The sequence below is a fragment of the Sphingobium sp. 15-1 genome, assembly GCF_013375535.1.
In the GTDB taxonomy this organism is placed as follows: domain Bacteria; phylum Pseudomonadota; class Alphaproteobacteria; order Sphingomonadales; family Sphingomonadaceae; genus Sphingobium; species Sphingobium aromaticivastans.
The window spans coordinates 448653-475098 of sequence record NZ_JABXJG010000001.1; the positions used below are offsets into that span (position 1 = coordinate 448653).

The 26446-nt window shown below is 64.6% G+C and carries 26 protein-coding genes and 1 riboswitch; of the genes, 9 read left to right on the forward strand and 17 right to left on the reverse strand.

All coding sequences use genetic code 11. The features are described from left to right. Positions 1–122: 122 nt before the first annotated feature. Genes rplI through rpsF form a run of 3 tightly spaced genes read right to left on the reverse strand, consistent with a single transcriptional unit; the run spans position 123 to position 1414 of the window. Entirely contained in the window at positions 123–719 is a 597-nt protein-coding gene (gene rplI, locus HUK72_RS02085) for a 50S ribosomal protein L9 (RefSeq protein WP_176595317.1), read from the reverse strand. Positions 720–732: 13 nt separating this feature from the next. Further along, positions 733–957: a 30S ribosomal protein S18 gene (rpsR, locus tag HUK72_RS02090; RefSeq protein WP_004212076.1), complete on the reverse strand. Its 225-nt coding sequence runs from the start codon at positions 955–957 to the stop codon at positions 733–735. Between the two features lie 13 nt (positions 958–970). After that, positions 971–1414, reverse strand: coding sequence for a 30S ribosomal protein S6 (rpsF, locus tag HUK72_RS02095; RefSeq protein WP_176595318.1), 444 nt, complete (start codon positions 1412–1414; stop codon positions 971–973). Positions 1415–1739: 325 nt separating this feature from the next. On the opposite strand from rpsF, the gene HUK72_RS02100 reads away from it, so the two are divergent. Continuing rightward, complete coding sequence (locus HUK72_RS02100; protein ID WP_176595319.1) at positions 1740–3143, forward strand: GntP family permease; 1404 nt, start codon at positions 1740–1742, stop codon at positions 3141–3143. Between the two features lie 51 nt (positions 3144–3194). Here the strand turns inward: HUK72_RS02100 and HUK72_RS02105 are convergent, their stop codons facing one another. The 6 genes from HUK72_RS02105 to HUK72_RS02130 all read right to left on the reverse strand — a co-directional run bounded on the left by HUK72_RS02105 (position 3195) and on the right by HUK72_RS02130 (position 9179). Then, positions 3195–3566 carry an RcnB family protein gene (locus HUK72_RS02105; RefSeq protein ID WP_176595320.1) on the reverse strand — a complete coding sequence of 124 codons (372 nt, stop codon included), beginning with the start codon at positions 3564–3566 and terminating at the stop codon, positions 3195–3197. A 214-nt stretch (positions 3567–3780) separates the two neighbouring features. Next, the gene (locus HUK72_RS02110; protein WP_176595321.1) at positions 3781–3939 is read right to left on the reverse strand and encodes a hypothetical protein; all 159 of its coding nucleotides are present in this window, start codon (positions 3937–3939) and stop codon (positions 3781–3783) included. A gap of 146 nt (positions 3940–4085) precedes the next feature. Continuing rightward, positions 4086–5291 (reverse strand): ABC transporter permease, encoded by a 1206-nt coding sequence (locus tag HUK72_RS02115; RefSeq protein WP_176595322.1) that lies wholly within the window; start codon positions 5289–5291, stop codon positions 4086–4088. Between the two features lie 180 nt (positions 5292–5471). Continuing rightward, positions 5472–6173 (reverse strand): ABC transporter ATP-binding protein, encoded by a 702-nt coding sequence (locus HUK72_RS02120; protein ID WP_176595323.1) that lies wholly within the window; start codon positions 6171–6173, stop codon positions 5472–5474. A 5-nt stretch (positions 6174–6178) separates the two neighbouring features. Next, on the reverse strand, positions 6179–7717 hold the full coding sequence (locus tag HUK72_RS02125; RefSeq protein ID WP_176595324.1) for an efflux RND transporter periplasmic adaptor subunit: 1539 nt from the start codon (positions 7715–7717) through the stop codon (positions 6179–6181). Further along, entirely contained in the window at positions 7707–9179 is a 1473-nt protein-coding gene (locus HUK72_RS02130; RefSeq protein WP_176595325.1) for an efflux transporter outer membrane subunit, read from the reverse strand. Before HUK72_RS02130 ends, HUK72_RS02125 begins: the two co-directional genes overlap by 11 nt. Positions 9180–9306: 127 nt before the next feature. Between HUK72_RS02130 and fabD the strand changes: the two genes are divergently transcribed. The 7 genes from fabD to metA all read left to right on the forward strand — a co-directional run bounded on the left by fabD (position 9307) and on the right by metA (position 16029). Further along, positions 9307–10242: an ACP S-malonyltransferase gene (fabD, locus tag HUK72_RS02135; RefSeq protein WP_176595326.1), complete on the forward strand. Its 936-nt coding sequence runs from the start codon at positions 9307–9309 to the stop codon at positions 10240–10242. Then, positions 10239–11045: a crotonase/enoyl-CoA hydratase family protein gene (locus HUK72_RS02140; RefSeq protein ID WP_176595327.1), complete on the forward strand. Its 807-nt coding sequence runs from the start codon at positions 10239–10241 to the stop codon at positions 11043–11045. The genes fabD and HUK72_RS02140 overlap by 4 nt, the downstream gene beginning before the upstream one ends. A gap of 1 nt (position 11046) precedes the next feature. Then, on the forward strand, positions 11047–11844 hold the full coding sequence (gene fabG / locus HUK72_RS02145) for a 3-oxoacyl-[acyl-carrier-protein] reductase (protein ID WP_176595328.1): 798 nt from the start codon (positions 11047–11049) through the stop codon (positions 11842–11844). Between the two features lie 214 nt (positions 11845–12058). After that, complete coding sequence (locus HUK72_RS02150) at positions 12059–12292, forward strand: acyl carrier protein (RefSeq protein ID WP_007689016.1); 234 nt, start codon at positions 12059–12061, stop codon at positions 12290–12292. Between the two features lie 179 nt (positions 12293–12471). Then, positions 12472–13731: a beta-ketoacyl-ACP synthase II gene (gene fabF / locus HUK72_RS02155; protein WP_176595329.1), complete on the forward strand. Its 1260-nt coding sequence runs from the start codon at positions 12472–12474 to the stop codon at positions 13729–13731. 10 nt (positions 13732–13741) lie between these two features. Then, positions 13742–14713, forward strand: a complete 972-nt coding sequence (gene mltG, locus HUK72_RS02160; RefSeq protein WP_176595330.1) for an endolytic transglycosylase MltG — start codon at positions 13742–13744, stop codon at positions 14711–14713. Between the two features lie 240 nt (positions 14714–14953). After that, positions 14954–15060: riboswitch (SAM-I-IV-variant riboswitch) on the forward strand. A 42-nt stretch (positions 15061–15102) separates the two neighbouring features. Next, complete coding sequence (gene metA / locus HUK72_RS02165; RefSeq protein WP_176595331.1) at positions 15103–16029, forward strand: homoserine O-succinyltransferase; 927 nt, start codon at positions 15103–15105, stop codon at positions 16027–16029. A 266-nt stretch (positions 16030–16295) separates the two neighbouring features. Here the strand turns inward: metA and HUK72_RS02170 are convergent, their stop codons facing one another. Next, positions 16296–16715, reverse strand: a complete 420-nt coding sequence (locus tag HUK72_RS02170) for a sugar transporter (protein WP_176595332.1) — start codon at positions 16713–16715, stop codon at positions 16296–16298. 107 nt (positions 16716–16822) lie between these two features. On the opposite strand from HUK72_RS02170, the gene HUK72_RS02175 reads away from it, so the two are divergent. Then, positions 16823–17326 carry a 2'-5' RNA ligase family protein gene (locus HUK72_RS02175; RefSeq protein ID WP_176597700.1) on the forward strand — a complete coding sequence of 168 codons (504 nt, stop codon included), beginning with the start codon at positions 16823–16825 and terminating at the stop codon, positions 17324–17326. A gap of 15 nt (positions 17327–17341) precedes the next feature. On the opposite strand, the gene HUK72_RS02180 is transcribed toward HUK72_RS02175, so the two are convergent. The 7 genes from HUK72_RS02180 to HUK72_RS02210 form a co-directional block, all read right to left on the reverse strand. Continuing rightward, positions 17342–18568, reverse strand: a complete 1227-nt coding sequence (locus tag HUK72_RS02180) for an NAD(P)/FAD-dependent oxidoreductase (RefSeq protein WP_176595333.1) — start codon at positions 18566–18568, stop codon at positions 17342–17344. A 122-nt stretch (positions 18569–18690) separates the two neighbouring features. Continuing rightward, positions 18691–20574 carry a molecular chaperone HtpG gene (gene htpG, locus HUK72_RS02185; RefSeq protein ID WP_176595334.1) on the reverse strand — a complete coding sequence of 628 codons (1884 nt, stop codon included), beginning with the start codon at positions 20572–20574 and terminating at the stop codon, positions 18691–18693. A gap of 168 nt (positions 20575–20742) precedes the next feature. Continuing rightward, a complete protein-coding gene (locus tag HUK72_RS02190; protein ID WP_176595335.1) occupies positions 20743–20907 on the reverse strand; it encodes a hypothetical protein in 165 nt (54 codons plus the stop codon). A gap of 137 nt (positions 20908–21044) precedes the next feature. Then, on the reverse strand, positions 21045–21557 hold the full coding sequence (locus HUK72_RS02195) for a hemerythrin domain-containing protein (protein ID WP_176595336.1): 513 nt from the start codon (positions 21555–21557) through the stop codon (positions 21045–21047). Between the two features lie 126 nt (positions 21558–21683). Next, positions 21684–23543, reverse strand: a complete 1860-nt coding sequence (locus HUK72_RS02200; RefSeq protein ID WP_176595337.1) for an ABC transporter ATP-binding protein — start codon at positions 23541–23543, stop codon at positions 21684–21686. 5 nt (positions 23544–23548) lie between these two features. Continuing rightward, the gene (locus tag HUK72_RS02205) at positions 23549–25330 is read right to left on the reverse strand and encodes an ABC transporter ATP-binding protein (protein WP_176595338.1); all 1782 of its coding nucleotides are present in this window, start codon (positions 25328–25330) and stop codon (positions 23549–23551) included. Positions 25331–25338: 8 nt separating this feature from the next. Then, the gene (locus tag HUK72_RS02210) at positions 25339–26397 is read right to left on the reverse strand and encodes an ABC transporter substrate-binding protein (RefSeq protein ID WP_176595339.1); all 1059 of its coding nucleotides are present in this window, start codon (positions 26395–26397) and stop codon (positions 25339–25341) included. Positions 26398–26446: the final 49 nt, after the last annotated feature.

Consider the following 26446-nt stretch of genomic DNA (forward strand, 5'->3'; position numbering starts at 1 on the left):
TGGGTTCCTGCCTTCGCAGGAACACGGCGCGCTTAACGTCCGCTATTGGCCACCAGCCGCCATCCCCAACAAAAAAGCCGCCCGGTGAAGGGCGGCTTCTCTGTTCGGTCCGATGTCGAAACTCAGGCTTCTTCGGCCGGGGCTTCTTCGGCTTCCACGGCGATTTCGCCGGGTTCCGCGTTCGGATCATAATCTTCGGTGAAGCCGCTCTCGTCCTTTTCGAACAGGTCGGCCATCACGTCCACGCCCTGCGACTGCAGATCGGCTTCTTCCGGCGAGCGGGCGACGTTCACCGTGATGGTGACCGCGACTTCGGGGTGCAGCGCAACCTTGACGTCGAAGACGCCCAGGGTCTTGATCGGGCGTTCCAGCACGACCATCGCCTTGGTGACGTTGGTCACGCCGTCAGCGTGCAGCGCTTCGACGACGTCACGGACGGCGACCGAACCATAGAGGTGGCCGGCGTTGGACGACTGGCGGATCAGGACGATCTGCTTGCCGTTGACGCCTTCGGCAGCCTTTTCGGCGTCCGTGCGGCGGGCGGCGTTGTCGGCTTCGATCTTCGCGCGGTTGGCTTCGAAGACCTTCTTGTTGGCGTTGTTGGAGCGCAGCGCCTTCTTGTTGGGCAGCAGATAGTTACGCGCGTAACCATCCTTCACGGTGACGACGTCACCGATGGCGCCCAGCTTCTCGATCCGTTCGAGGAGAATGATTTCCATGAGTCTTACTCCCTCACTTCACGATGTAGGGCAGCAGGCCCAGATGACGGGCGCGCTTGATGGCCTGGGCCAGCTCGCGCTGCTTCTTGGCGGAAACCGCGGTGATGCGGCTGGGGACGATCTTGCCGCGCTCGGACACGAAGCCCTGAAGCAGACGGACGTCCTTATAATCGATCTTCGGCGCATCCTTGGCGGCGAAGGGGCAGCTCTTGCGGCGGCGGAAAAACGGGCGTGCCATTGGTCAGATCTCCTTATTCGCCGGCCGGGGCGGCTTCTTCGCGGTCGCGGCGCGGGCCACGATCTTCGCGATCACCTCGGGGGCCGCGATCGCCACGGTCACCGCGGGGGCCGCGATCACCACGCTCGGAGCGTTCCTGCTTGCGCATCATGACCGAAGGGCCACCTTCCAGCTCATCGACCTTGATGGTCATGTAGCGGATGATGTCTTCGTTGATCTGGGTCTGGCGCTCCAGCTCAGCAACGACGCCGGCGGGGGCGTCGATGTTGAGCATCACATAGTGCGCCTTGCGGTTCTTGGCGATCTTGTACGCGAGGCTGCGCAGGCCCCAGGTTTCCACCTTGGTCACCTTGCCAGCATTTTCCTCGACGATCTTGGTGGCGGTTTCCGCCAGAGTGTCCACCTGCGCCTGTGCCAGATCCTGGCGCGCAAGGAACACATGCTCGTAAAGAGCCATGGGTATTGCCTCATCTGTTGGCCGATCGCTGACGCCCACCCCATGTGGAACGCCCCTCCGGCTGTCGTCTAAAAGCATTCTTCCACGCGGCCGCGAGTCACCCCGTGGTCGTGCGAAGCGGCGCCTATGACGGAAATGCGGGGGAAAGGCAAGGACGGATTGGTGCAGAACCAAGCCGCAAATCCGCCGTTCGGGTTGAGCTTGTCGAAGCCCCTTACTTCCTCTTATCCTCATAAAAAGAAAGAAAAGCACTTCGACATTTTATCGAGAAAAGTGGCTCGATCAAACAGTGCGAACGGATGTCGGGATTGAAGGGGGGTATCTTATGGCGGTCGGGATCGCGGCCTTGTCGCTGATATTGCTGATGATCGCGGCCTATCGGGGGATGAGCGTCATAGTGATGGCGCCGCTGCTGGCGATGCTGGCGGTGTTCCTGACCGATCCGGCCGCCGTGCCCGCCGTCTTTTCAGGACTCTTCATGGAGAAGGTAGGGAGCTTCCTGAAGCTCTATTTCCCGGTCTTCCTGCTGGGCGCACTATTCGGGAAGCTGATCGAGATTTCGGGTTTTTCGCGGGTGATCGTGACGGCGGTGATCCGGCTTGTCGGCGCGCAGAGGGCGATCCCGGCGATCATGCTGGTGACGGCGCTGCTGACCTATGGCGGGGTTTCGGTCTTCGTGGCGGTGTTCGCCGTCTATCCCTTCGCCGCCGAGATGTTCCGGCAGGGCGATATTCCCAAGCGGTTGGTGCCCGCGACGATCGGGCTGGGGGCGATCACCTTCACCATGGATGCGATGCCGGGGACGCCGCAGATCCAGAATATCATCCCGACCAGCTTTTTCGGAACGACGACCTGGGCGGCGCCGGTGCTGGGGCTGATCGGGTCGCTCTGTATCATGGGGCTGGGGCTGGCCTATCTCGGCTGGCGGCGGCGTGCGATGCAGGCGGCGGGCGAGGGCTATGGCGCGCCGGAGACGCTGGTGAACGAGCCGGACGCGGTGGACGTGGGGGAGCGGTCCGCGCATCCTGTGATCGCCTTGTTGCCGTTATTGGTCGTGGGGCTGGGGAATCTGGCGCTGACCATGGTCATCCCCCGTATGGTGCCGGGGGAGGAGGTCAGCGTATCGCTGGTGGGCTTGACCGAGCCTGTGGTGGTGAAGGTGGCCCAAGTCTCGGCGCTCTGGGCGGTGGAGGGCGCTTTGCTGGCGGGGATCGCGACGATCCTGCTTTTCGCCTTCGCGCAAGTGGCGCGGCGCTTTGCCGATGGGTCGCGGGCGGCGGTGGGCGGAGCCTTGCTGGCGGGCATGAATACGGCGGTCGAATATGGGTTCGGGGCGGTGATCGCGGCGCTTCCCGGCTTTCTGGCGGTGAAGGAGGCGCTGAAGGCCGTGCCCAATCCTCTGGTCAATGAAGCGATCACCGTGACCTCGCTGGCCGGGATCACGGGGTCGGCTTCGGGAGGGCTGTCGATCGCGCTGGCGGCCATGGCGGAACAATTCGCGGCGGCGGGCGATGCGGCGGGCATCCCGCGCGAGGTGCTGCATCGCGTGGCGTCGATGGCGAGCGGGGGAATGGACAGCCTGCCGCACAATGGGGCGGTGATCACGCTGCTGGCGGTGACGGGTCTGACCCATCGGCAGGCCTATAAGGATATTTTCGCGCTGACCCTGATAAAGACCTTCACCGTGTTCGTGGTGATCGCGGTCTATTATCTGACGGGGCTGGTATAGGAAAACGCCCCGGAGCGGTGGCTCCGGGGCGTTTCCTTGTCTTAATCCGGCTTAGCGGATCGCGCCGGTGATGACCGAGGCGATGATGCCGCTGGTGATCGCAACCAGCACCGCGTCATTGCCCGAGCGGACCCAGTGATAACCGCGCGGCGGGGTGCGCAGGCGATAGCCGCGATAATTGTCGATCACGCGATAGCTGGTCGCATAACGGCGGTCGAAGCGCTGGTCCTTGGCCCAACGGCGATGATTGTCGCGGCGGTCGTCCTTGCGGATGACGGTCGTCCGGGTGACGGTGCGGCCGTGGGGGCCTTGCTTCACGGTCTGATGGACTTCCCGCTGGGGCGCGGCCTGCGCCTGCGAGGCGACCATCGGGCTTGCGATCATGGTGGTGGCGGTCAGGGCCATCAGAAACTTCTTGAACATGACTTGCTCCTTCTTCCTCGATTTCTTGCCGCCGCTTCGGGCGTCGAAGACAGGGATAGGATGCGTTTGTCGCAGGCTTGTGCCACCCGTGCGCAAAGAATGTCGGAAATTGTAACAGGAGCAGAATTGGTGTGAATATCCGTTCAGCAATGCCTGTTTTCCCAACAAAAACCCCGGAGAGATGACTCCTGGGCGAAGATGAGGGGAGGATGTCTCAGTTGGGGAGAAGGGTGGCGGTGACGACCATGCGCTGGAGCAGGATGGGATGATCCTTGCCCTCCAGGACCGGCGCGGGTCGGGCGGTGGCGAACGGAGTGAGGCTAACCCCAAGCATCAGAGCTGCGGCGGTCAGGCTGAGGGCGATGGTCTTCATGAGGCTTTCCTTTCCATGGCGTGATGAAAGGGCCCTAGAAGGCGGTTGTCGCAGGACTGTGCCGGGCGTTCGGAAATATGTGAGAAAGTGTAACGAGTTGAATCTTTTGTGTTCCTGCCTTCGCAGGACCATGTGCGAGCCATGACTTATTCGTGGCGCAGCGCGTCGATGGGGTTGAGCGCGGCGGCGCGGCGGGCCGGGAAATAGCCGAAGACGACGCCGATCGCGGCCGAGAAGAGGAAGGCAATCAGGTTCACTTTCACGTCGAAGATGAAGGGCACCTGCATCAGCGGCGCGATGGAGACGGACGCGATCAGCGCCAGGAACAAGCCAATCAGCCCGCCCAGACAGGACAGCACGATCGCTTCGACCAGGAACTGCATCAGCACTTCGCGGGCGACCGCGCCGATGGCGAGGCGGATGCCGATCTCGCGGGTGCGTTCCGTCACGGAAACCAGCATGATGTTCATGATGCCGATGCCGCCGACCAGCAGGGAGATCGCCGCCACCGCCGCCACGATCTGGGTCAATATGGTGGTGGTGCCGGTCAGCGTGTCGCTGATCTGCTTGGTGTCGAAGACGTTGAAATTATCCTCCGCGCCCGGCTTCACCTTGCGTCGCTCGCGCATCAGTTCTTCCAGGCTGGTCTGGACCGTGCTGGTGTCGTAGGCGTCGTCCACCGCGACCATGATCTGGCTGATGTCGCGATCTCCGGTGAAGCGGCGCTGGACGAACTTGATCGGCATGACGACGACATCGTCCTGATCACCGAAGCCGCCCTGTCCCCGTGTCGCGAGCGCGCCGATCACCTGGCAGGAGACGCCCTTGATGCGTATGCGCTTGCCGACCGGATCATTGCTCTGGAACAGGTTGGTGCGGACCGTATTGCCGATGATGCAGACGGGTTTTCCGGCTTCCTCCTCCTCCGGCATGAAGAGGCGGCCAGTGTCGGCCTTCCAGCTTTGCACTTCGAAATAGGCGGCGGTGGTGCCGTAGACGGTGGTCGACCAGTTGCTGCCTTCATAGATTGCGGTGCCGCTGGACTGGACCATCGGCGCGACGGCGCGGACGCCGGTAAGCTGGTTTTCGATGGCGGTGAGGTCGGCGGGCTTGAAGTCGGGCGGGCGCGGGCCGCCGCCGCCGCGGCCGAAGCCCTGGCCGGGGCGCAGTTGCAGGACATTGGCGCCGAGCGAGCTGATTTGCTGGCGCACGGCTGCCGTGGCGCCGTTCCCCAGCGTGACCATGGTGACGACGGCAGCGACGCCGATGATGATGCCCAGCGTGGTCAGAAAGCTGCGGAGCTTGTGTCGGTTGATCGCGCGGAAGGCGAGGATGACGGTGGTGCCTAGCATCTCAACTCTCCCTCGCCCCTCCGGGGAGAGGGTTGCGCAGACTTGGCAGCTTGCTGCCTAGTCGGAGCTGGGAGAGGGGGATGCGCGCCGCCTCTCCCCCTCTTCCAACTTCGCCTAACTCGCTGCGCGAGCAAGGCTTCGTATCCTTCTCCCCCAAAGGAGAAGGTTTTAGCAGCGCCATCACGCCTTCACCCCTTGCTCGATGCTTTCCACCAGCCCATCCTTGAAATGCACGATGGTCCGCGCAAACGCCGCCATATCCGGCTCATGCGTCACCATCAGCACGGTGATGCCGCTATTGCGGTTGAGGTCGGTCAGCAGTTCCATGATCTCCACCGAGCGTTCCGAATCGAGATTACCGGTCGGCTCGTCCGCCAGCAGCACGTCGGGCTGGGTCACGATGGCGCGGGCGATGGCGACCCGTTGCTGCTGTCCGCCGGAAAGTTCCGCAGGCGTGTGGTCCCACCAGTCCTTCAGGCCCACCTTGTCGAGCGCGGCCATGCCCGAGTCATACCGGGTCTTCTTGTCCTCGCCCCGATAGAGCAGCGGCAGTTCGACATTCTCCAGCGCCGTGGTGCGGGAGAGCAGGTTGAACCCCTGAAACACGAAGCCGAGATAGCGGCGGCGCAGCAGGGCGCGCTGATCGCGGTCGAGCGTTTCGGCATGGCGGCCCTTGAACAGAAACTCACCCGCCGAAGGCACGTCGAGGCAACCCAAAATGTTCATCGTCGTCGACTTGCCGGAGCCGGACGGGCCCATGACCGCCACGAAATCGCCCTGCGCGATGTCGAGGTCGATGCCCTTCAGCGCCTGAAAGGCGGTCGGGCCGGAGCCATAGATTTTGGTCACGCCGCGCAGGGAGATGATCGGATCGGCTGCCACCGGCGTCAGATCCCGCTCTGCCGGCCGGTGCCGCGCGGCTCGCTGCCTTGTCCTTGCGGCGCGGAGGGCGCGACCGGCGCGGTTTCCGCTTTGTCGTCGCCGGAATTGCCGAGCTTCCCGACGGTCGCGGGGCTGCCGTCGGTGGAGCGGTTGCGGTCGCGGGGCTTGCCGCCCTGCGATCCGCCGTCGGCCGCCTGATCCTCCGCGGGCGCCTGCTGGCCGCTGGCAAGCTGGCCGGTGATGACGCGCATGCCGGGCTTAAGGTCGCCGCCGGTGATGACCGTGCGCGCGCCGTCGCTGGCGCCGACGATCACCTGCACCGCCTTGGGATTGCCGTCCGCGCCCACGACATAGACGGTCTGGCTGCTGCCGACGCCAAAGCTGACCTGGCGGTTGGCGCCGCCCCGGCGGAAGCGGCGGGGGCCGGGGACGATCTGGCTGGTGATGCCGCCATCGCTCTTGCCCGCGCTGGGCTTGAAACGCAGCGCGCTGTTGGGGACAAGCAGCACGTCATGCAGTTCCTGCGTCACGATGTCGGCGGTCGCGGTCATGCCGGGGCGCAGGATTTCGTCCCTATTGTCCACCGACAGCACCGCCGTATAGGCGACGACGGTGCCGCTGGTGCTGCTCGCCGTGCTGCTGCTCGATGAGGAGGAGGAACTGCTGCTGGCGCTGTTGGAGCCGACATTGACCCGCGTCACGCTTGCCGGGAAAGTGCGGCCGGGGAAGGCGTCGACCGAGAAATTGGCGCTCTGGCCTTCCTTCACCTGCCCGACATCGGCTTCGTCGACGGAGACTTCGACCTCCATCTTGGTCAGGTCTTCCGCAATGGTGAAGAGGACCGGGGCGTTGAGCGAGGCGGCGACGGTCTGGCCCGGCTCTATGTCGCGGGAGAGGACGACGCCAGTGACGGGCGAGACGATCTGGGCGATGGAAAGGTTGGTCTGCGCCGTGGAAAGCTGCGCCTGCGAGACGCGCACCTGCGCCTGCGCCGAGTGGAGATTGGCGAGGGCGGAACTATAATCGGCGCGGGCCGAATCCAGCTCCGTCTTGGCGGGAACGCGGCCGCCCGACAGCTTGTAGACGTTGAGCTGGCGGTCCAGCGTGGCCTTCGCCAGCGCTGCCTGAGCCTGGGCCTGCGCGACGCTGGCCTGGGAAGAGGCGAGCTGCGCCCGGTTCTGGTTGATCGTGTCCACCAGCCGCCGGGTGTCGAGTTCGGCCAGCTTCTGCCCCTTGGTCACGCGGTCGTTCACGTCGACATAGACGGCTGTGATCTTGCCCGACTGTTCGGAGCCGACATCGACCTGATTGATGGGTTTGAGGTTCCCGGTGGCGGAGACGGAGACGGTAAGGTCGCCCTTGCGCGCTTCCCTTGTGGCGTAATTGGGCTTGTCCTCCCCCGCGAAGCAGCGCGCCACTAGCAGGATGAGGATGAGCAGGACGATGCCGATGCCGCCCCGGATCGCCCATTTGCGCCACGGCTTTTCGGGCTTCGCGCCCAGAAAGTCGTTGAGGTCCTGATCGGTCGTCACATCATTGCTCATTTGGGCGGTTTTCCATGTTCTGCCAGCCGCCGCCCAGCGCATTGTAGAGCTGGGCGATGGCAAGCACCTCGTCGGACTGCGCTGCGGCAAGGCTGTTGCGCGCGCTCAAAAGCGTGTTTTCGGTCTGGGACAGCGTCTGGAAGTCGATCAGGCCGGACTGATACTGGCTGCGGGCCATGATCGCGGCGCTGTTGGATGCTTCGTAGGCGGTGGCGAATTCGGCCTTGCGGGCGCGGGCGCTGGAGAGGGAGGCCATGGCATTCTCCACATCCTCCAGCGCGGTCAGCACCGACTGCTTATAGGCGGCGAAGGCGCCATCCGTGGCGGCTTTCTGCGAACGGACCTGAGAGGCGAGGCGGCCGCCGTCGAAAATCACCTGCGCCACATTGGCGAAGACGCCGCCGGTGATCAGGCTGAACAAATCCTTGAAGCTGTTCGCGCTGGTGCCGATGTTGCCGCTGATGCCCAGCGAGGGGTAAAGCTGCGCCTGGGCCACGCCGATCCGGGCAGTGGCGGCGGCCAGGGCGCGTTCGGCGGAGCGGACGTCGGGGCGCTGGCGCAGCGTGTCGGCGGGGATGCCGGTGGCGATCCGGGTCGAGGCGGCGGGGATCGGCGCGGGGGTTTCGAGCGTGCGGGTGGCTTCGCCCGGCGCCTGTCCGGTGAGGACGGCGATGCGATTGAGGCTGCCCTTCAGGCTGGCTTCGAGTTGCGGGATGGTCGCGTTGGTCTGGGCAAGCTGGGCCTTGGCCTGCTGCTCGTCCAGCGAGGAGACGAGGCCGGCCTGGAGCCGCCAGTTGGCGATATTGTAATTGTCCTGCTGGATGCCCTGGGTTTCGCGGGCGACGCGGAGCTGCTCCTGCGCCAGACGCGCCTGCACATAGTTGGCGACCAGTTCGGAGACGATCGTCATCCGCACATTGGCAAGGTCGTAGCCCGAGGCGGCGAGGTCGGCGCGGGCTGCTTCGGTAGAGCGGGAGAGTTCCCCGAACAGGTCGATCTGCCAGCTTGCATTGGCGCCGACGGAATAGCTGCTCGACCAGTGGCTGGAACCCGAACTGATGGGCACGCCGTTGGAATCGAAGCGGTTGGCGGAGGTCTGGCTCGTATAATTCCTGCCGCCGCTGGCCGAACCGTTCACTTGCGGCAGGAAGGCGGCATTGGCCTGACGCAGCGACTCCCGTGCCTGACGCAGCCGGGCCTGCGCCTGCACGATGTCGAGATTATGGGCGATGGCGCTGTCGATCAGGCTGTTCAGCGCCGGATCGTTGAGGCGGGTCCACCAGTTGGCGAGGTCGGTTTCATCGATCGGTGCAGCGCCACCCTGGCTATAGGCCGCCGGCACGCCAAGCGTGGCGGGAGCGGGGGCGCGATAGTCGGGACCGGCCGCGCAGGCAGACAGGGTCAGCGCCGTTCCCGTGATCCATACAATGCGATATCGCACCTTTTCCTTATACTCCGTCATCGTTAAAGGCGGTCCTCCAATGAGAACTGCCGAAATGGGCCGGGGGGCTCAACGGCATTTGTGTCTCAAAGTGTAACGACTTTGAAAAATTGCGCTTTTGCAGGGCGCGCGTGTCAGAAGGTGGATGATGAGGGCATTTCTTTTTCCGGGGCAGGGCAGCCAGTCGGTCGGCATGGGCAAGGCGCTGGCCGATGCGAGCCCGGCCGCGAAGGAGCTGTTTCAGGAGGTCGATGACGCTCTGTCGCAGCATTTGTTCCGCATCATGGTGGAAGGTCCGGAAAGTGACCTGACGCTGACGGAAAACGCGCAGCCCGCGATCATGGCGAACGCGCTGGCGACCTTGCGCGTGATGCAGAAGGAAGGCGGTTTCTCGCTGGCCGAAAAGGGCGATTACGTCGCCGGTCACTCGCTGGGCGAATATAGCGCCCTCTGTGCCGCCGAAGCGTTCGACATCGGCACCACGGCGAAGCTGCTGAAGTTGCGCGGACGGGCGATGCAGGCGGCGGTGCCGGTGGGCGAGGGCGCGATGGCGGCCCTGCTGGGCGCGGACATAGAGAAGGCGCAGGCGCTGGCCGAGGCTGCCGCCGAGGGTGAGGTCTGCGCCGTCGCCAATGACAATGATCCGACCCAGGTGGTGATTTCCGGCCATCGCGGCGCGATTGAGCGCGCTGTGGCGCTGGTGAAGGACCATGGCATCAAGCGCGGCGTGCTGCTGCCGGTTTCCGCGCCCTTCCACTGCCCGCTGATGCAGCCCGCCGCCGAGGCGATGGAGGAGGCTCTGGGCAAGGCCGCGATCAACACGCCGCTGCTGCCGGTCTACGCCAATGTGCTGGCGAGCGCGATTGCCGATCCGGAGGAGATCAAGCTGCGGCTGGTCGAGCAGGTGACGGGCCGCGTGCGCTGGCGCGAATCCGTCGCCGCCATGTGGGATGCGGGCGTCACCGAATTCGTCGAGCTGGGCGGCAAGGTGCTGGGGCCGATGGTCAAGCGCATCGCGCCGGACGCCACCGTGCGCAGCATCGTGACGATGGACGATATTGAGGCCGCCCTGGGGGCGATGTGAGCAGCGCTCCCGTCCTCACCAGCCGAGACGGGGCCGTATTGACGGTCACGCTCAACATGCCGGACCGGCGCAATCCGATCTCCGACCCGGCGATGGTTGATGCCCTGTGCGCGGTGTTCGAGGAGGCGGAGCGCGACCTGTCGGTGCGCGTGGCGATCCTGACCGGGGCGGGCAGCGCCTTTTCCTCGGGCGGGGACCTGAATGCGATGCGGCCCGATGCCGGGGGCTTGCGGGCGGCGCTGCCGGCGCAGACGCGGCGCAATTACCGGGCAGGAATCCAGCGTTTGCCGCTGCTGTTCCAGGCGATCGAACTGCCGGTGGTCGCGGCGGTCAATGGCCCCGCCATCGGTGCAGGCTGCGACCTGACATTGATGTGCGACGTCAGGATCGCGGCGCAATCGGCCAAATTCGCTGAGTCCTTCGTAAAGCTGGGCATCGTGTCGGGCGATGGCGGGGCTTGGCTGCTGCCGCGTATCGTCGGCTTTTCCAAGGCGAGCGAACTGGCGCTGACCGGCGAGACCATCGATGCGGAAGAGGCTCTGCGGATCGGGCTGGTGAGCGAGGTGGTGCCGGATGCCGACCTGCTGGCGGCGGCGCGGACGGTGGCTGACAAGATCGCCGCCAATCCGCCTCATGCCACCCGGATGACCAAGCGGCTGCTGCGCGCCGCGCAGACGGCGGAATTGAACCAGATCATGGAAATGGCGGGCGCGATGCAGGCGCTGGCCCATGCGACGGCGGATCATGATGAGGCGATCGACGCCTTTTTCGAGCGCCGGACGCCGAACTTCAAGGGAGACTGACATGTTCGATCTGACAGGCATGACCGCGCTGGTGACGGGCGCTTCGGGGGGCATCGGGTTTGAAATTGCCCGCGCGCTTATGAAGCAGGGTGCCAAAGTCGCTTTGTCTGGCACTAGCGCGGAGAAATTAGAAGCTGCGCGTGCCAAGATGCAAATTCTGCGTGATGGTGAAAGTGTTCACTTTTCCGTTTCACAGGCAAATGGCGGCCCGATTGATCATCCGATTTTGCCTTGCAACCTCAGCGATCCGGCGGCGGTCGACGCGCTGGTCGGGCAGGCGGTGGAAGCGCTGGGCGGCAAGATCGACATTCTCGTCAACAACGCGGGCATCACCCGCGACAATCTGATCCTGCGCATGAAGGATGAGGAATGGTCGGACGTGATCTCCGTCAATCTGGAGGCGGCCTTCCGCCTTGCCCGCGCCGCCGCCAAGCCGATGATGAAGGCGCGTTTCGGGCGGATCATCTCCATCACCTCGGTCGTGGGCGTCACCGGCAATCCGGGCCAGGCCAACTATGCCGCGTCCAAGGCGGGCATCATCGGCATGTCCAAGTCGCTGGGCCAGGAACTGGCGAGCCGGGGCATCACCGTGAACTGCGTCGCGCCGGGCTTCATCCGTTCGGCCATGACCGATGCGTTGAACGATGCGCAGAAAAGCGCGATCCTCACCAAGATTCCGGCGGGCGACCTGGGCGCGGGCGAGGACATCGGCGCGGCGGTCGTCTATCTGGCGAGCAAGGAAGCGGGTTACGTCACCGGCCAGACGTTGCACGTCAACGGCGGCATGGCGATGATCTGATTTTGTCGGGCGCGGCGGGTTTATTCCATCGCGCCCGAAAATTTTGGGCATTTGCAAAACGGCAACCTTGTGCCATCGGGGCTGAGGAGTCGAATGCAGGTGGGGCGTGCCACCCGATTGTCTCTTGCCTCTTGCCTCTCGTTGGGCTTGCCTCTAGGGCATGCCTTAACAAATATTCAGAACCATCAACGATACCCAGTAAAAAGGACCACTCATGAGTGAGACCGCGGATCGCGTAAAGAAAATCGTCGTCGAGCATCTGGGCGTCGAAGCCGAAAAGGTGACTGAGGATGCGAGCTTCATCGACGATCTGGGCGCTGACAGCCTGGACATCGTCGAGCTGGTGATGGCGTTCGAGGAAGAATTCGGCGTCGAAATCCCCGACGACGCGGCGGAAAAGATCGCCACCGTCAAGGACGCCATCGATTATATCGACAGCAAGCAGTAAGAGCGCTTTGGCGGCCTGCCTGACCACGGGTGGCCGCCGCGTTTGAAGGAAATGGCTCCTCCTGTCCGGCGAAAACCGGGTCTTGGGGAGCCTTTTCGTATCTGCTCCCCGTTCACAAGACCGTCTTGAATGGCTAGATGGGCGGCGTTGAGCCAAAGAAGAATTTTCGGAGCAAGCATATGCGTCGTGTTGTCGTCACCGGCCTTGGCATGGTCAGCCCGCTCGGCGGGGATGTGGAAACGACCTGGAAGAACATCATCGCTTCCAAGTCCGGCGCGGCCACGATCGCGCGCTTCGACGCCAGCGAATATAAGTGCCGCATCGCCTGCGAGGTGAAGCCGGCGGATCACGAATATGGCTATGATGCCGGGCTGGACGTGGACCACAAGATCCAGCGGCAGGTCGATCCCTTCATCGTCTATGGCATTTCCGCCGCCAGCCAGGCGCTGCGCGACGCAGGCCTCGACAATATGTCGGAAGAGGAACGCCTGCGCGCCGGTTGCTCGATCGGTTCGGGTATCGGCGGTCTGCCGGGCATTGAGAGCGAATCGCTGGTGCTGGCGAACAAGGGGCCGGGCCGCGTCTCGCCGCACTTCGTCCATGGGCGTCTGATCAATCTGATCTCGGGTCAGGTTTCGATCAAATATGGCCTGATGGGGCCGAACCATGCTGTGGTGACCGCCTGCTCGACCGGCGCGCACTCGATCGGTGACGCGGCGCGCATGATCGCGATGGACGATGCCGACGTCATGCTGGCGGGCGGCGCGGAAAGCGCGATATGCCCGATCGGTATCGCCGGATTCGCCCAGGCGCGGGCGCTGTCGACCGCGTTCAACGACCAGCCGGAAAAGGCTTCGCGTCCCTATGACGTCAACCGCGACGGCTTCGTCATGGGCGAGGGCGCGGGCGTCGTCGTGCTGGAAGAATATGAGCGGGCCAAGGCGCGTGGCGCCAGGATCTATGCTGAGGTCATCGGCTATGGTCTGTCGGGCGACGCCTATCACGTCACCGCGCCGCATCCGGAGGGCAATGGCGGCTATCGTTCGATGCAGATGGCGCTCAAGAAGTCGGGGCTTTCGCTGGCTGACATCGATTATGTGAACGCACATGGCACCTCGACGCCGCTGGGCGACGAGCTGGAGCTGGGCGCGGTCAAGCGGCTGTTCGGTGAACATCTCGGCACCATGTCGATGAGCTCGACGAAGTCGGCGATCGGCCACCTGCTGGGCGGCGCGGGCGCGGTGGAGAGCATCTTCTGCATCCTGGCGATCCGCGACCAGATCGTGCCGCCGACGCTGAACCTCGACGAGCCGAGCGAAAGCTGCAAGGGCGTGGACCTGGTCCCGCACGTCGCCAAGGAGCGCAAGGTGCGCGCTGTGCTGAACAATTCGTTCGGTTTCGGCGGCACCAACGCCTCGCTGATCATGAAGGCGGTCTGAGAACAGCCCCATGCGGCGGCTTGGCTGGAGCATCCTGGCTGTTGGCCTCGCCGTCGCGGCCTTCGTCGCGTTCCGCTTCGTCTATGGATGGACGGAGGCGGGGCCTGCGGCAAAGGACATCACGATCGTCGTGCCGGAGGGCGCAACCGTCGCGGATGCCGCCGTGTTGCTCAAGCAGAAGGGCGCGGTGCGCTCCGCCGATGCCTTTCTGACGCGGGCCAAGGTCTTCGGGCGTGGCAAGTCGATCAAGGCGGGCGAATTCCTGATCCCCAAGGGCGCCAGCAACAGCGACATCTTCAAGATATTGGGCGGCGGCAAGACGCTGACCCGGCTCGTGACCATACCGGAGGGAATGCCATCCATCCTGGTCCATGAGCGGCTGATGGCGAATGAGGAACTGACCGGGGATATAGCGGTCCCGGCGGAAGGCAGCGTGCTGCCCGACAGCTATGCCTTCGACAAGGGCGAGAGCCGCGCCGTAGTGCTGGGCCGCATGCAGTCCGCGATGAGCAAGGCGCTGGAGAAATTATGGGCGGAGCGGGCGCCCAATACGGTCGCCAGGACGCCGAAAGAGGCGATCATTCTGGCCAGCATCGTCGAGAAGGAAACCGGCGTGCCCTCCGAGCGGCCGATGGTGGCGGGGGTCTATGGCAACCGGCTGAAGGTCCGCATGATGTTGCAGGCGGACCCGACGATCATCTACCCAATCACCAAGGGCAAGCCGCTGGGGCGCCGGATCAAGAAGTCGGAGATCGCGGCGGTCAATGACTATAACACCTATGCGATGGTTGGGCTGCCCAAGGGACCGATCGCCAATCCGGGGCGGCTGTCGATCCTGGCCGTGCTGCATCCGGCGGAGACCAAGGCGTTGTACTTCGTCGCGGACGGCAAGGGCGGGCATATCTTTGCCGATACGCTGCAAGAGCATAATGATAATGTGCGCAAATGGTTTGAGATCCGTCGGGCCCGGGGGGAGCTTTAGGCGCTGAAATAGGTGGAGGGCGGAGCTCCTGTCCTTGAAATACACCGTGCTCCTGCGGAGGCAGGAGCCCAGTCCTGCCCTCAGTGTGTCATCGCAACGCCTGAACTGGGTTCCTGCCTCCGCAGCAACACGACGCGTTTAAACGCAGCAACTGGCCACCATTAGCCACTTCCCGCCTCAACTTTTCCTTTTCTTCCGTAAAGCAGCGATTGCCAAACGCGCGCCATCCGCCTATCTAGCCGGCAGCATCAAGAGTTGGGGCGACGCCCAACGCCAACCTGCCGATCCGGGCAAGGTGGTACTCCGTGAAGGAGGATGTGGCCGATCCGGCAACCAAGCGGACCCAAGCCACATCGTCAGCGTCGCTCCGGAAAAGGGAATGACGTGAAGTGCCGATCAAAATAGCCGACGACCTGCCCGCCCGTCCCATATTGGAGGCCGAGGGCGTCGACGTCATGCGCGAAGTCGATGCGGTGCGGCAGGACATCCGCCCCCTTCGGATCGCGCTGCTCAACCTCATGCCGAACAAGATCAGCACGGAGACGCAGCTTGCCCGGTTGCTGGGGGCGACGCCGCTCCAGGTCGAACTGACGCTGGTGCGGATCAGTGACCATGTGTCGCGCAACACGTCCGCCGATCATATGGCGTCCTTCTATCGTCCCTGGAGCGATGTGCGGGGCGAGCGGTTCGACGGCTTCATCATTACCGGGGCCCCGGTGGAGCAATTGCCCTTCAGAGCGGTGAGCTATTGGGATGAACTGCGCGCTATTTTCGACTGGACCCAGACCCATGTGCATCGCTCGCTCAGCATCTGCTGGGCGGCGCAGGCGGCGCTGCATCATTTCCATGGCGTGGAGAAACATGCGCTGGAGCGGAAGGCCTTCGGCCTGTTCCGGCATCATAACCATGTGCCGTCATCGCCCTGGATGCGCGGCTTTTCCGACGATTTCTGCGTTCCGGTGTCCCGTTGGTCGGAAGTGCGGCGGGAGGATATTCCCGAAGGGCAGGGCTTGCAGATATTGGCGGAGAGCAAGGAATCCGGGCTTTGCCTGATCGGTGATCCGGGCCGGGGCTTCCTGCATATGTTCAACCATCTGGAATATGACACGCTGACGCTGGCCGAGGAATATGCGCGGGATGGGGCGAGGCAGTTGCCCGCCCATTATTTCCCCGGCGACGATCCGGCGCGGGCTCCGCATAATCACTGGCGCAGTCATGCCCATCTGCTGTTCGGCAACTGGATCAACGAAATGTACCAGACGGTGCCCTTCGATCTGGACTCGGTCGGGCAGGAGGCGGTGCTGTCGGCGGCTTAGGGCGCTTTTTGCGCGGATGAAGCTTGGAGCAGCGGGCGGATGCAGTTGGATCAGCATTGCTCTGGATGCGTGAAATTGCTGGATATTGTCTAGTTGTCGTCATTGGACGGTACGTGCTCCTGCGAAGGCAGGAGCCCAGTTCTTGCGGTGCGGTGATCCATAGGCGATGAGACTGGGCTCCTGCCTTCGCAGGAGCACGCTATCCTCAAATGGAATGAAGGTTTGCTTCCCGTCCCATTACGTCCTCACGCTAAACGCTCCACATGCTAGCGGAGAACGCCCTTCGCGATCAGCCCCCTGGCATAGCGCCATTGGAAGAGGGCGACGATCAGGATCACGGCCGGGAAGATCGCGGCGGTGAAGCCCTTCACGGCCAGCAGGTCGGTGTGGATGAAGCTGTAGCCGAATTGCACGATCACGGCGATGATGGAGAGCAGAAACAAGGGCGCGGCGGCGGCCTTGCGGAGCAGCAGCAGGATCGCGCCCATCGTGCCTGCGCCGACAGCGACCGCATAGGCCGCCCAGACCCAGCCGGGCATGGAAGCGAATATCCTGGCGGTATAGGGATCGGTCTTCGCCAACTGGTTGAGGTCTGCGCTATATTGCATGATGAAGGCGGCCATCCCCATCAGGTTCCAGAGCAGCAACAGGATTCCAATGGCCCGAAAGGATCGTGACGCGGTCATGGCGGTTCCCCCCTGTATCGGCGGCCTGCCCGTCGGGCCGCCGGAGCGGATCATAGCGGCTGACGGGATTTCGCGAAAGGAGATGCCGGATTTTGGCAGGTGAGGCTGTGGCGGCGCCGATCATCGTGACGGCTTTGATGGGGGCGGCGGATTTCGCCTGGGCGGACGGCTTGCGCCGCGCGCATTTCCCGGCCGGGCGCAATCTGGTGCCGGCGCATATCACGCTGTTCCATCATCTGCCGCCTTCGGCTTTGGCGGAAGTGGCGCTGCGGTTGAAGCGGCTCTGCGCGGGTCCGCCGCCCGTTGCGAGACTGGCGGAGGTGATGCTGCTGGGGCGGGGGGTCGCCTATCGGGTGGAAAGTCCGGAACTGATGGCGATACGGGAGGAACTGGCGGAGGCCTTTGCGGGCCTGCTGGCGCCGCAGGATCAGGGGCGGCCGCGTTTCCACGTCACGGTGCAGAACAAAGCCGAACCGGCCGAGGCGAAGGCGCTGGCGACCGACTTGCGGCGGGGCTTTAACCCAAGGCCGCTTGCCATTGCCGGTCTTGCCGCCTGGCATTATCGCGGCGGGCCTTGGGAATTGGCGATGAAGGCCAGCTTTCGGGGCTGACCTTCATCCATCCATTCAGGCGAGGCCGACTTCCTTGAGCGGCACGCTCGCATCGGCCAACTGCGCCTGATCCAGCGCCGCGCCGGAAACGACATGGGCGCGGCCCTGCACATAGTCCTTGACCGCATTGACGCAGTCGAGCGCGATCAGCTTGCCGCCCTTCATGTACAGGACAGAGAAGCTGCGGGTCGCCGGATCGCCGCGCAGGATCGTCTGGTCATGGCCGGTCGACAGGCCCACCGTCTGGAGCTTCAGATCATATTGGTTCGACCAGAACCAGGGCACGGCATGATAGGCCTCTTCCTTGCCCATGATGTGGGCAACGGCCGTCTTCGCCTGATCATTGGCGTTCTGCACCGACTCAAGCCGGATCTGCGCGCCCCGGGCGAAGCTGTTGGCGTGGGCGGCGCAATCGCCCACCGCATAGATGTCGGGCAGGCTGGTGCGGCAATATTCGTCCACATCCACGCCATTGCCGCCCGCCGCGCCCGCCGCGATCAGCGGGCCGGTTTCGGGGATGATGCCGATGCCGACGATCACCATGTCGGTTTCGATCCGCTCGCCATCCTGCATCAGCACGGCGGTCGCCTTGCCGTCGGTGACCTCGATGCAGTCCATGCGGGCGCCCGTGCGCAGGTCGACGCCATGGGCGCGATGCTCCGCCTCATAGAAGCGCGACAATTCCTCGCCCGCCACGCGCGCCAGCACGCGGTCCAGCGCTTCCAGCAGCACGACCTTCTTGCCGAATTTCGAGAGGACGGCGGCAGCCTCCAGCCCGATATAGCCGCCGCCGATGACGGTCACATGCTCGATCTGGTCGATCTTCGCCATCATCGCGTCGACATCGTCGCGGCGGCGGACGGCATGGACATTGGGCGCGTCGGCGCCGGCGCAGCTCAGCATGCGCGGGGAGCCGCCGGTGCACCAGATCAGCTTGCCATAGCTGATTTCCCGGTCGCCCGCAGTCACGAACTTGCCGACCGGGTCGACCGCCTTCACGCGCAGGCCGAGTAGCATGTCGATCTTACGCTCTTCCCAGAAGCTGGCCGGGCGGATCAGGATGCGGTCGAAGCTCTTGTCGCCCGCGAAATATTCCTTGGACAGCGGCGGACGTTCATAGGGCGGGTCCTTTTCATCGCCTATCATCGCGATGGACCCATCGAAGCCGAGCTGGCGCAGCGAAATGCCCGCCTGCGCCCCGGCATGCCCGGCACCTACGATCAGAACGTCATAATAGCTCATCGACGCGCTATCCCCTCATTTTCTGTTGCCGCGTGCTTGGCGCGCTTTCGCCGGGCTGGCAAGCGGATTGTCGTCTGGCGCTCCATCGCCGGGTTGGCCGGGCGGACCCGGCCAACCGCGCCTTAGCGGATCGCGCCGCCGATCATGCGGGCGAGGCGCGCGGAAAAAGCGCGGGGATCGGATGGCAGCTCGCCATCCGCGATCCGCGCCTCGTCGAGCAGCAGCCGCGCCGCATCCTCGCGCAGATCGCTGCCCTCGGCCAGCGTGCCGAGTTTCGCGATCAGGTCATGGCGGGGATTAATCTCCAGCACCGGCTTGGCCGCATTGTCGAGCCGCCCGGCCCCGGCCAGCAGCTTTTCGAGCTGGCGGTCCATCGCATTGTCCGGCGCCACCAGGCAGACGGCGCTTTCCGTCAGCCGTTCCGATGCGCGGACGTCGGAGACCTCCTCGCCCAGCACATCCTTGACATAGGCGATGAAGCCGTCGACCTCCGCCGATGCCTGCGTGGCGGGCGTCTCGCCGTCGGCCAGCGGGATCAGGCTGAGGTCGGCCAGGCCCTGCGTCACGGACTTGAACGGCTTGCCCTGATAATCGACTCCGGCCGTGACCCAGAAGCTGTCGACCTGATCGGTGAGCAGCAGCACCTCGATTCCGCGGGCGCGGAACCCTTCGAGCTGCGGCGAGGAGGCGAGACGGTCGAGATCGGCGCCCGTCGCATAGTAGATCGCGGTCTGATTGTCCTTGATCGCCTCGACATAGTCCTTCAGCGAGCGCCAGCCTTCCCCCGACGCCGTGCTCTTGAAGCGGGCGAGGCCAAGCAGCGCCTCCCGCCGGGCAAAATCCTCGTACAGCCCTTCCTTCAGGACCGCGCCGAAATTGTCCCAGAATTTGAGATAGGCTTCCCCATCCTTCTCGGACAGCTTGTCCAGTTCGGAGAGGATGCGGTTGGCGACGCCCTTCTGGATGGCGGCGAGGACGGGGCTTTCCTGGATCATCTCGCGCGAAACGTTGAGCGGCAGGTCGTTGCTGTCGACCAGACCGCGCACGAAGCGCAGGTAGCGCGGCAATATCTGCGCCTCGTCGGTGATGAACACCCGGCGGACGTAGAGCTTCATCCGCCCGGCGCGATCCGGATCGAACAGGTCGAACGGCCGCATGGAAGGGAGGAAGGCAAGGACCGAATATTCGTGCAGCCCCTCGGCGCGATAATGGAGGGTCAGCGCGGGCTCATCGAACTGGCCGGCGGTGCTGCGGTAGAAGTCGGTATATTCCTCCGCCGTGATGTCGGACTTCGGACGGGTCCAGAGCGCCGCGCCATCCGCGATCTGCTTTTCCTCCGCATCCGGCTTTTCCTTGAGGAAGATGGGGACGGGGACGTGGCCCGACTGCGCGGTGACGATGCGCTGGGTGGTGAATGGCTCGGTGTAGCTGGCGGCGTCTTCCTTCAGGTGAAGGACGATGCGGGTGCCGCGGGCGGGAGCCTCCGCCGGATCGACAAGCTGGATGGTGTAGCTGCCCAGGCCGTCCGACGCCCAATGCGCGGCGGTGTCGGCCCCGGCGCGGCGGGAGAAGACGTCCACCTTGTCCGCGACCATGAAGGCGGAATAGAAGCCGACGCCGAACTGGCCGATCAATTGAGCGCCTTCTCCTTCCTTGGAGGCGGTGACGCGCTCCATAAAGGCGCGGGTGCCGGAGCGGGCGATGGTGCCCAGCGCTTCGGTCAGCTCCACCTCGCTCATGCCGATGCCATTATCCTCGACGATGAGCTGGCGAGCATCGGGATCGAGCGTGACGGTGATGCGGGGCTGCCCGTCATCCCCGGCCAGCGCCGGATCGCTCAGCAGTTCGTAGCGCAGCTTTTCGCAGGCGTCCGCCGCGTTCGAGATCAGCTCGCGCAGGAAGACGTCCTTGTCCGAATAGACCGAGTGCACCATCATGTGCAGCAGCCGGGCGACATCGGCCTCGAAGGAACGGGTTTCGGGTGCGGTGCCGGTCGTGGTGGTCATGGCGGTTTCGAAAGCTCTCCCTGATGGAATCCGGCCAATGGAATCCGAACCGCCAGATGGCGGGAGCGGGGACGGCTTTCAAGTCCCGATGCCTTGCTTCATGTCGGGGAAATCGCGGCGGCGCGCCTTAGTCCCCTTGCGGGAAGATCCGCGATCCTGGGAAAAGGGTCAGCCGCGCTGCAATTGCAGGGCCTTGGCCTGATAGCGCACGGCCAGTTCGGCATGAACCGCGATCATCGCGCCATTGTCGCCGCGCAATTTCGCATCGCTTGCCTTCTGGATTTCCTCTTTGGCCCGGGCCTCGAAATAGGACGCATCGTCATGGCGGGACACGGGCTCTCTCCCTGTCATTGCCGCGCGATGATAACCGCAGCCGCGCTGACCGCCATCACACAGGTTAGTCCGCGGGGCGATGCCGAAAAGCGCGCCCCGCGAACCGACCGGAGGGAATAAGGTTCGATGCGCGCCGATCAGGCGGGCAGCAGATGGATCGCGCGGGGCTTGGCGGGCGGAAGGCCGCCATTTTTCGCCTCCCGCAACAACTGCGCCTTGCGCGTCATCATCGCATCGCGAAGCTGGACCAGATCGACGTCCGTCTTCCGGCATTGGGCGAACATGCCTTCGCCCCGCATCTCCTCCTCACGGACATGATGCTTGATCTCTTCGGACAGCACCTTGACCTTGGCGTCGAAGAAATCGTCGGCCGGGTCGCCTTCCTCTATGTCGTTGACCAGCATCTTGGCGCCGTCATGTTCGACATAGGCTTCGTCGAGCGTGTCGTCCTCTATCTTCCCGCGAAATGTGGGGTAGAAGATTTCCTCCTCGATCAGCGTGTGGACCTTCAGCTCCAGGCAGATCTGCTGGGCCAGCGCCTTTTTGCGCGCCGCCGATCCGGCCTTTTCGAACTGCTCGAACAAATCCTCCACCTTGCGGTGATCGGCTTTCAGAAGGGCGATCGCATCGGTGAATTGGGGGTCGGCCATGGTCTCTCTCCTCCTTGGATGGTCACGCGATGGAAGTCGTCAAGGGACGTGTCGGTTCCACGCGAACGGTTCGCAACAAGGGAAATATCGCCGCCGCTTCCTGGCCGCCCCGCCCAGATCGCGGGATCAGGGTAGGGCAGCCGTCAGCGGGCGCTCCATCAGGGCCGCTATTTTCTCATGCGCCTGGTAGATGGCGGCGTAGCGTCCACCATTGTCCAGCAGGGACCGGTGCGATCCGATTTCCCGCACCTCGCCATTTTCGATGACGGCGATGCGGTGCGCCGACCGGATGGTTTCCAGACGGTGGGCGATGACGATGGAGGTCCGCCCCTCGCAAAGCACCCGCAAGGCTCGCTGGATGCGCCTTTCGGTGCTGACGTCGACGGCCGATGTGGCTTCGTCAAGGATCAGCACCGACGGATCGGCCAGATAGGCGCGGACGAGGCAGACCAGTTGCCGCTGGCCTTGGCTGAGCTGGCTGCCGAGCGGCCCGACATGGGTCGCATAGCCGTGGGGCAGGGCATTCAGCACGTCGTCCGCGCCGATGCGCCTCGATGCCGCGATCAGTTCCTCGTCGCTGGCTTCCGGCCGGGCGAGGCGGAGATTTTCCAGCACGGTGCCGCCGAAGAGAACATTGTCCTGAAGCACCACGCCGATATGGCGGCGCAGGCTGCGTTCGGAGATGCCGCGTATGTCGCGTCCATCAAGCAGGACCGATCCTTCGTCCACATCGTAGAAGCGCGTCAGCAATTGGACGAGCGTGCTTTTGCCATGGCCGGTCGGGCCGACGATCGCCAATAGCTCGCCCGCAGCGATGTCGAGCTTGAGGTCGCGAATGACCGGCTGGCCGGGGCGGTAGCCGAAACGGACGTTGCGGAATTCGATCCTGCCTTCGACGGCCTCCAGCACGGCGGTATCGGCCCGGTCCACGATCTCGGGCCGCGTATCGAGCAGCAGGAAGACGCGCTGGGCGCAGGCGGTGCCGTTGGCGAAACGCTCGAAAAGGTCGCTGAATTCCTGCAAGGGCGCGAGGAAGAGGAAGACGTAGAACAGGCTCTGCGTCAGTTCGCCCAGGGTCAGCGTGCCCAGCGCGATCCCACGCCCGCCGACCACCAGCGTCAGCGCCAGGCCCGCCGTGGTCAGCAGGCCGGTAAAGGGCGCGAACCAGCCCGAGCGGACGGAACCGTAGATCAGGGAGCTGTTGAAATCCTCCAGCAACCCCTGATATTTGGCCAGATTTTCCCGCTCGCGGCCGGATTGCTTGATCAGGCGGATGGCGGCCACGGTTTCCACCAGATGGGCGGTGAAGCGGCTGCGGTTTTCGGCCACCTTGGCCCAACTGCGCTGCGCCACCCGCTTGAAGAGGAAGGTGGCGACGATCAGGACCGGCACCACCGCCACCAGCCCCGCCAGCAGAACCGGCGCGATCAGCCAGAGCAGGAAACCGGACAGGCACAGCCGCAATAGGGCGGAGAGGAATTCCGGCGGTCCCTGGATCAGCAGCGGTTCCAGCGTGTCGACGTCGCGGTCGGCGCGGGCGATGATGCGGCCCGCCTTGGTGCGGTCGAAATAGCCGACGCTCAGCGTCTGAACATGAGCGAAGACGCGGCTGCGCAGGTCGTTGAGCAGGCGGATCGCCGCAACCCCGGCGCAATATTGCGATAGGCCGCCCAGCGCGAAACGCACGGCCCAGCTTGCCGCCAGCCCGGCGCAGGCCCAGGCGATCAGCGGGGCGTCGATGCCGTCCCCGGCCTTGGTCTCAGCATGGCGCAGCCCTTGGTCGATGACGAGGCCGATCAGCAGCGGCCGGGCGAAGATCGCCAGCACCTGCACCATCTCTATGCCGATGACCGCCGCGATGGGGCGCCAGATCGGCGCAAGCAGCGGGATCAGCCGTTCGACCACGCTCTGGTTCAGGCTGCGCTGGGAGAATTTCTCCTCCAGTTCGATGTCGGACAGGGCGCTGTCGCCTCTGAATGCGTTCATGTGTCTTACAGTCCCATCAGGTCGCGATAGGCCGCGCTGTCCTGCGACAATTGCTCATGCGTGCCCTCTGCGACGATCCGGCCGCCGCTCAGCACCGCTACCCGGTCGGCGGCGAGCGCGGTCGACAGGCGGCTGGCGACGATCAGCAGAGTGACCGGGCGTTCGGCGCGGAGCTTGCGGATATTGTCGATGGCCCGCCTTTCGGTCTGCGCGTCGAGGGCGCTGGTGGCGTCGTCCAGGATCAATATGTCTGCGTCCGCCAGCAATGCGCGGGCCAAGCACACACGCTGGCGCTGGCCGCCCGAGAGGGTCGCGCCCCGGTCGCCCACCCGCGTTTCCAGCCCGTCCTCAAGGCGGGCCAGCAATTCGCCCGCCGCCGCCTTGTCCAGCGCCGCGCGCAGATCGTCGTCGGTCGCATTGGGCGCGCAGAGGCGCAGATTGGCGGCCAGCGTGTCGGAAAAGAGGAAGCTTTCCTGCGGCAGCACATGGACGCGGTGGCGCAACTCATGCAGGTCGCTCGTCCGCACGTCCCGCCAGCCGGTTTCCGCCGACCCCAGTTCGACGCGGCCCTCGTCCACCTCCACCAGCCGGGGGAGCAGGGCGGTGAGGATGCTCTTGCCCGATCCGGTCGCGCCGACCAGCGCCACGACCTCGCCCGGCCGCACGGCAAGGCTGAGGTCGCGCAGCACGGTTGCCCCATCACCCAGCGGCGAGGCGGCGACATGCGACAGGCGGAAACCGATGGGGCCTTCGGGCAGCGGCGCATTGCCCGAATTGATGACCGGCTCCGCATCCAGCACTTCCCAGATGCGCGCAGCCGAAGCGCGGGCGTCCGCGATCACTTGCAACAGGCGGCCGATGCTCTCGATCCGCAGGACCAGCGTGTTGACGACCAGCATCGCCGCCACCAGCGCGCCCAGGCCGAGCGCGCCATGCGCCACCATCCAGGCGCCCAGGCCCAGCACCCAGGCATGGGATAGGGCGATGATCGTCTGGGGCAGGGGAATGCGGCGGCAGGCGTGGCGGATCGCCGCCCGCGCCTCCACCCGGAACAGGTCGACATGGCGGCGGAAGCGCTCGGCGCGCGCCTCGCCCAACGAGAAAGCCTTGATGACGCGGACGCCGTTGACGCCTTCGGACAGGTCCTGCGTCACGGCGTCATAGGCATCCCCGATCCGCCGGTCGAGCGCCACCAGCGTGTCGGCTTCCGACCAGAGCAGGCCGATGCCGAGCGCCAGCAGCACCAGCGGACCCAAAGCGAGCCAGGGCGAATAGAGCGCCAGCAGTCCAAGCGAGATGGTCACGATCAGCCCGGTTTCGAAAATCTGCCGCCAGAAATTGATCAGCGCGTCGCGCACCTTGTCGGCGTCGCGGGTCATGCGCGTCACCATCTCGCCCACGCCATGGCTCCAGTGATAGGCAAGGTCGAGGCGCTGTATCTGCGTCAATATGCGCCCGCGCAGGATGGTCAGCAGCCGCTGGCCGATGGAGAGGGAGAGGAGGCTCGCGCCATATTGCACCGCCGCCCGCGCCAGCGAGAGGCCGATCAGCAGCGCGACCCAGAACCAGGCGCGGTCATAATGCAGCAGCCCGTCCGGTCCGGCGACGACCAGCCTGCCATGCTGCGCTTCCTGCACGGCATGGCCGACCATCACCTGCTGGCCGACCAGCGCGACGTTGACGGCGGCCAGCAGCACCGCCGTCAGCGCGAACCGGCCCGGCATCTCGCCATAGATGGCAAGGCAGCGCAGCAACGGGCTGCGTTGCAGAAATCCTCTCTCCCCCATGGTCTCGTTCAGCTTGCGAGCGCGAGCGACTGCGCCGCTTCCAGCGGACGGGCGTCGATCCAGTCGCGCACGTCGAAGCTTTGGGGCAAGAAGTTCCAGCGGTGCAGGAAGTTGGTGAAGTCCTGAATGGCCGTGACCGACTGTTCGGCAAGGTCTGTCTTCAGCTTCGTCTGCGCGTCCTCGCCATAGGCGATGCTGACCCAATATTCGCTGCTGTTGGTTTCGCGGGCGAGATAGCGGCGGACTTCGGACGGGTGGGACTGCGCCCAACGCTCGGCGCGCAGCACTTGCTCGACAATGGTGACGGCGGCGTCGAAATGATGGTCAATCAGATGGCCGTCCACCGCCAGCGTGCGCGGCGTGCCGTTGTTGGAGCGCACCAGCGGATCGGGATGGATGCCGGTGTCGATCACCGTGGTCAGGCCGAATTGATGCGCGATCTGAGCGCCGCTCGCGCCCTTCAGGAAGATCGCGTCCACCTCGCCGCGCAGCAGGGCGATCAGTTCGAGATTGTTAGCCCGCGCCCGGCTGGTGCTGCGCCCGTTCCAGGCGAGCGTGCCACCGATGGTCTGCGCCTGTCCGTCGCTATAATGGGTTTTGATGTCCTGATCGACGATCTCGACGTCGGAGACTTCCAGTCCCTCCAGCCGCAATGCATTTTCAAGGCCGCGAATGGCCTGTGCGCGGGTGAAGTCGATCTCGACATTCTTCCAGTTGGGCAGGCCAAAGCGCCGGCCTTTCAGGTCGCGCACCGTCTCGATGCCGGATTCCGGGCTGGCGAGGATCAACTGTGTCTCGTCCGCCCAGGACAGGCCGATAACCCGCGTGTCGCGGCCCCGCGCCTTCGCGCTGATCGCCGGGATATTGCCGCCATGGCGCACGCTGTTCTGGACGGTGTGCGAGAAATGCGACTCGCGCTTGGAAAAATCGCTGGATTCGAGCAGCGAGGACAGGCTGGTGCCCTGTGCGCGGAAGGCTTCCTCCAGCCAGCCTTGTTGGATGGCGATGCCAAGGCCGGTGGGGACGGGACAGCGTGTGTACCAGAGCGTGTCGAGTTTGTTGCTCATTCGGCAATCCTTTCGATTTTAAATGCGACATGCTCCTGCGCAGGCAGGA

Coding starts and splice junctions, on each gene's coding strand:
- rplI (WP_176595317.1), bottom strand. CDS start 719: ATGGAAATCATTCTCCTCGAACGGATCGAGAAGCTGGGCGCCATCGGT.
- rpsR (WP_004212076.1), bottom strand. CDS start 957: ATGGCACGCCCGTTTTTCCGCCGCCGCAAGAGCTGCCCCTTCGCCGCC.
- rpsF (WP_176595318.1), bottom strand. CDS start 1,414: ATGGCTCTTTACGAGCATGTGTTCCTTGCGCGCCAGGATCTGGCACAG.
- HUK72_RS02100 (WP_176595319.1), top strand. CDS start 1,740: ATGGCGGTCGGGATCGCGGCCTTGTCGCTGATATTGCTGATGATCGCG.
- HUK72_RS02105 (WP_176595320.1), bottom strand. CDS start 3,566: ATGTTCAAGAAGTTTCTGATGGCCCTGACCGCCACCACCATGATCGCA.
- HUK72_RS02110 (WP_176595321.1), bottom strand. CDS start 3,939: ATGAAGACCATCGCCCTCAGCCTGACCGCCGCAGCTCTGATGCTTGGG.
- HUK72_RS02115 (WP_176595322.1), bottom strand. CDS start 5,291: ATGCTAGGCACCACCGTCATCCTCGCCTTCCGCGCGATCAACCGACAC.
- HUK72_RS02125 (WP_176595324.1), bottom strand. CDS start 7,717: ATGAGCAATGATGTGACGACCGATCAGGACCTCAACGACTTTCTGGGC.
- HUK72_RS02130 (WP_176595325.1), bottom strand. CDS start 9,179: ATGACGGAGTATAAGGAAAAGGTGCGATATCGCATTGTATGGATCACG.
- fabD (WP_176595326.1), top strand. CDS start 9,307: ATGAGGGCATTTCTTTTTCCGGGGCAGGGCAGCCAGTCGGTCGGCATG.
- fabG (WP_176595328.1), top strand. CDS start 11,047: ATGTTCGATCTGACAGGCATGACCGCGCTGGTGACGGGCGCTTCGGGG.
- HUK72_RS02150 (WP_007689016.1), top strand. CDS start 12,059: ATGAGTGAGACCGCGGATCGCGTAAAGAAAATCGTCGTCGAGCATCTG.
- fabF (WP_176595329.1), top strand. CDS start 12,472: ATGCGTCGTGTTGTCGTCACCGGCCTTGGCATGGTCAGCCCGCTCGGC.
- mltG (WP_176595330.1), top strand. CDS start 13,742: ATGCGGCGGCTTGGCTGGAGCATCCTGGCTGTTGGCCTCGCCGTCGCG.
- HUK72_RS02170 (WP_176595332.1), bottom strand. CDS start 16,715: ATGACCGCGTCACGATCCTTTCGGGCCATTGGAATCCTGTTGCTGCTC.
- HUK72_RS02180 (WP_176595333.1), bottom strand. CDS start 18,568: ATGAGCTATTATGACGTTCTGATCGTAGGTGCCGGGCATGCCGGGGCG.
- htpG (WP_176595334.1), bottom strand. CDS start 20,574: ATGACCACCACGACCGGCACCGCACCCGAAACCCGTTCCTTCGAGGCC.
- HUK72_RS02195 (WP_176595336.1), bottom strand. CDS start 21,557: ATGGCCGACCCCCAATTCACCGATGCGATCGCCCTTCTGAAAGCCGAT.
- HUK72_RS02200 (WP_176595337.1), bottom strand. CDS start 23,543: ATGAACGCATTCAGAGGCGACAGCGCCCTGTCCGACATCGAACTGGAG.
- HUK72_RS02205 (WP_176595338.1), bottom strand. CDS start 25,330: ATGGGGGAGAGAGGATTTCTGCAACGCAGCCCGTTGCTGCGCTGCCTT.
- HUK72_RS02210 (WP_176595339.1), bottom strand. CDS start 26,397: ATGAGCAACAAACTCGACACGCTCTGGTACACACGCTGTCCCGTCCCC.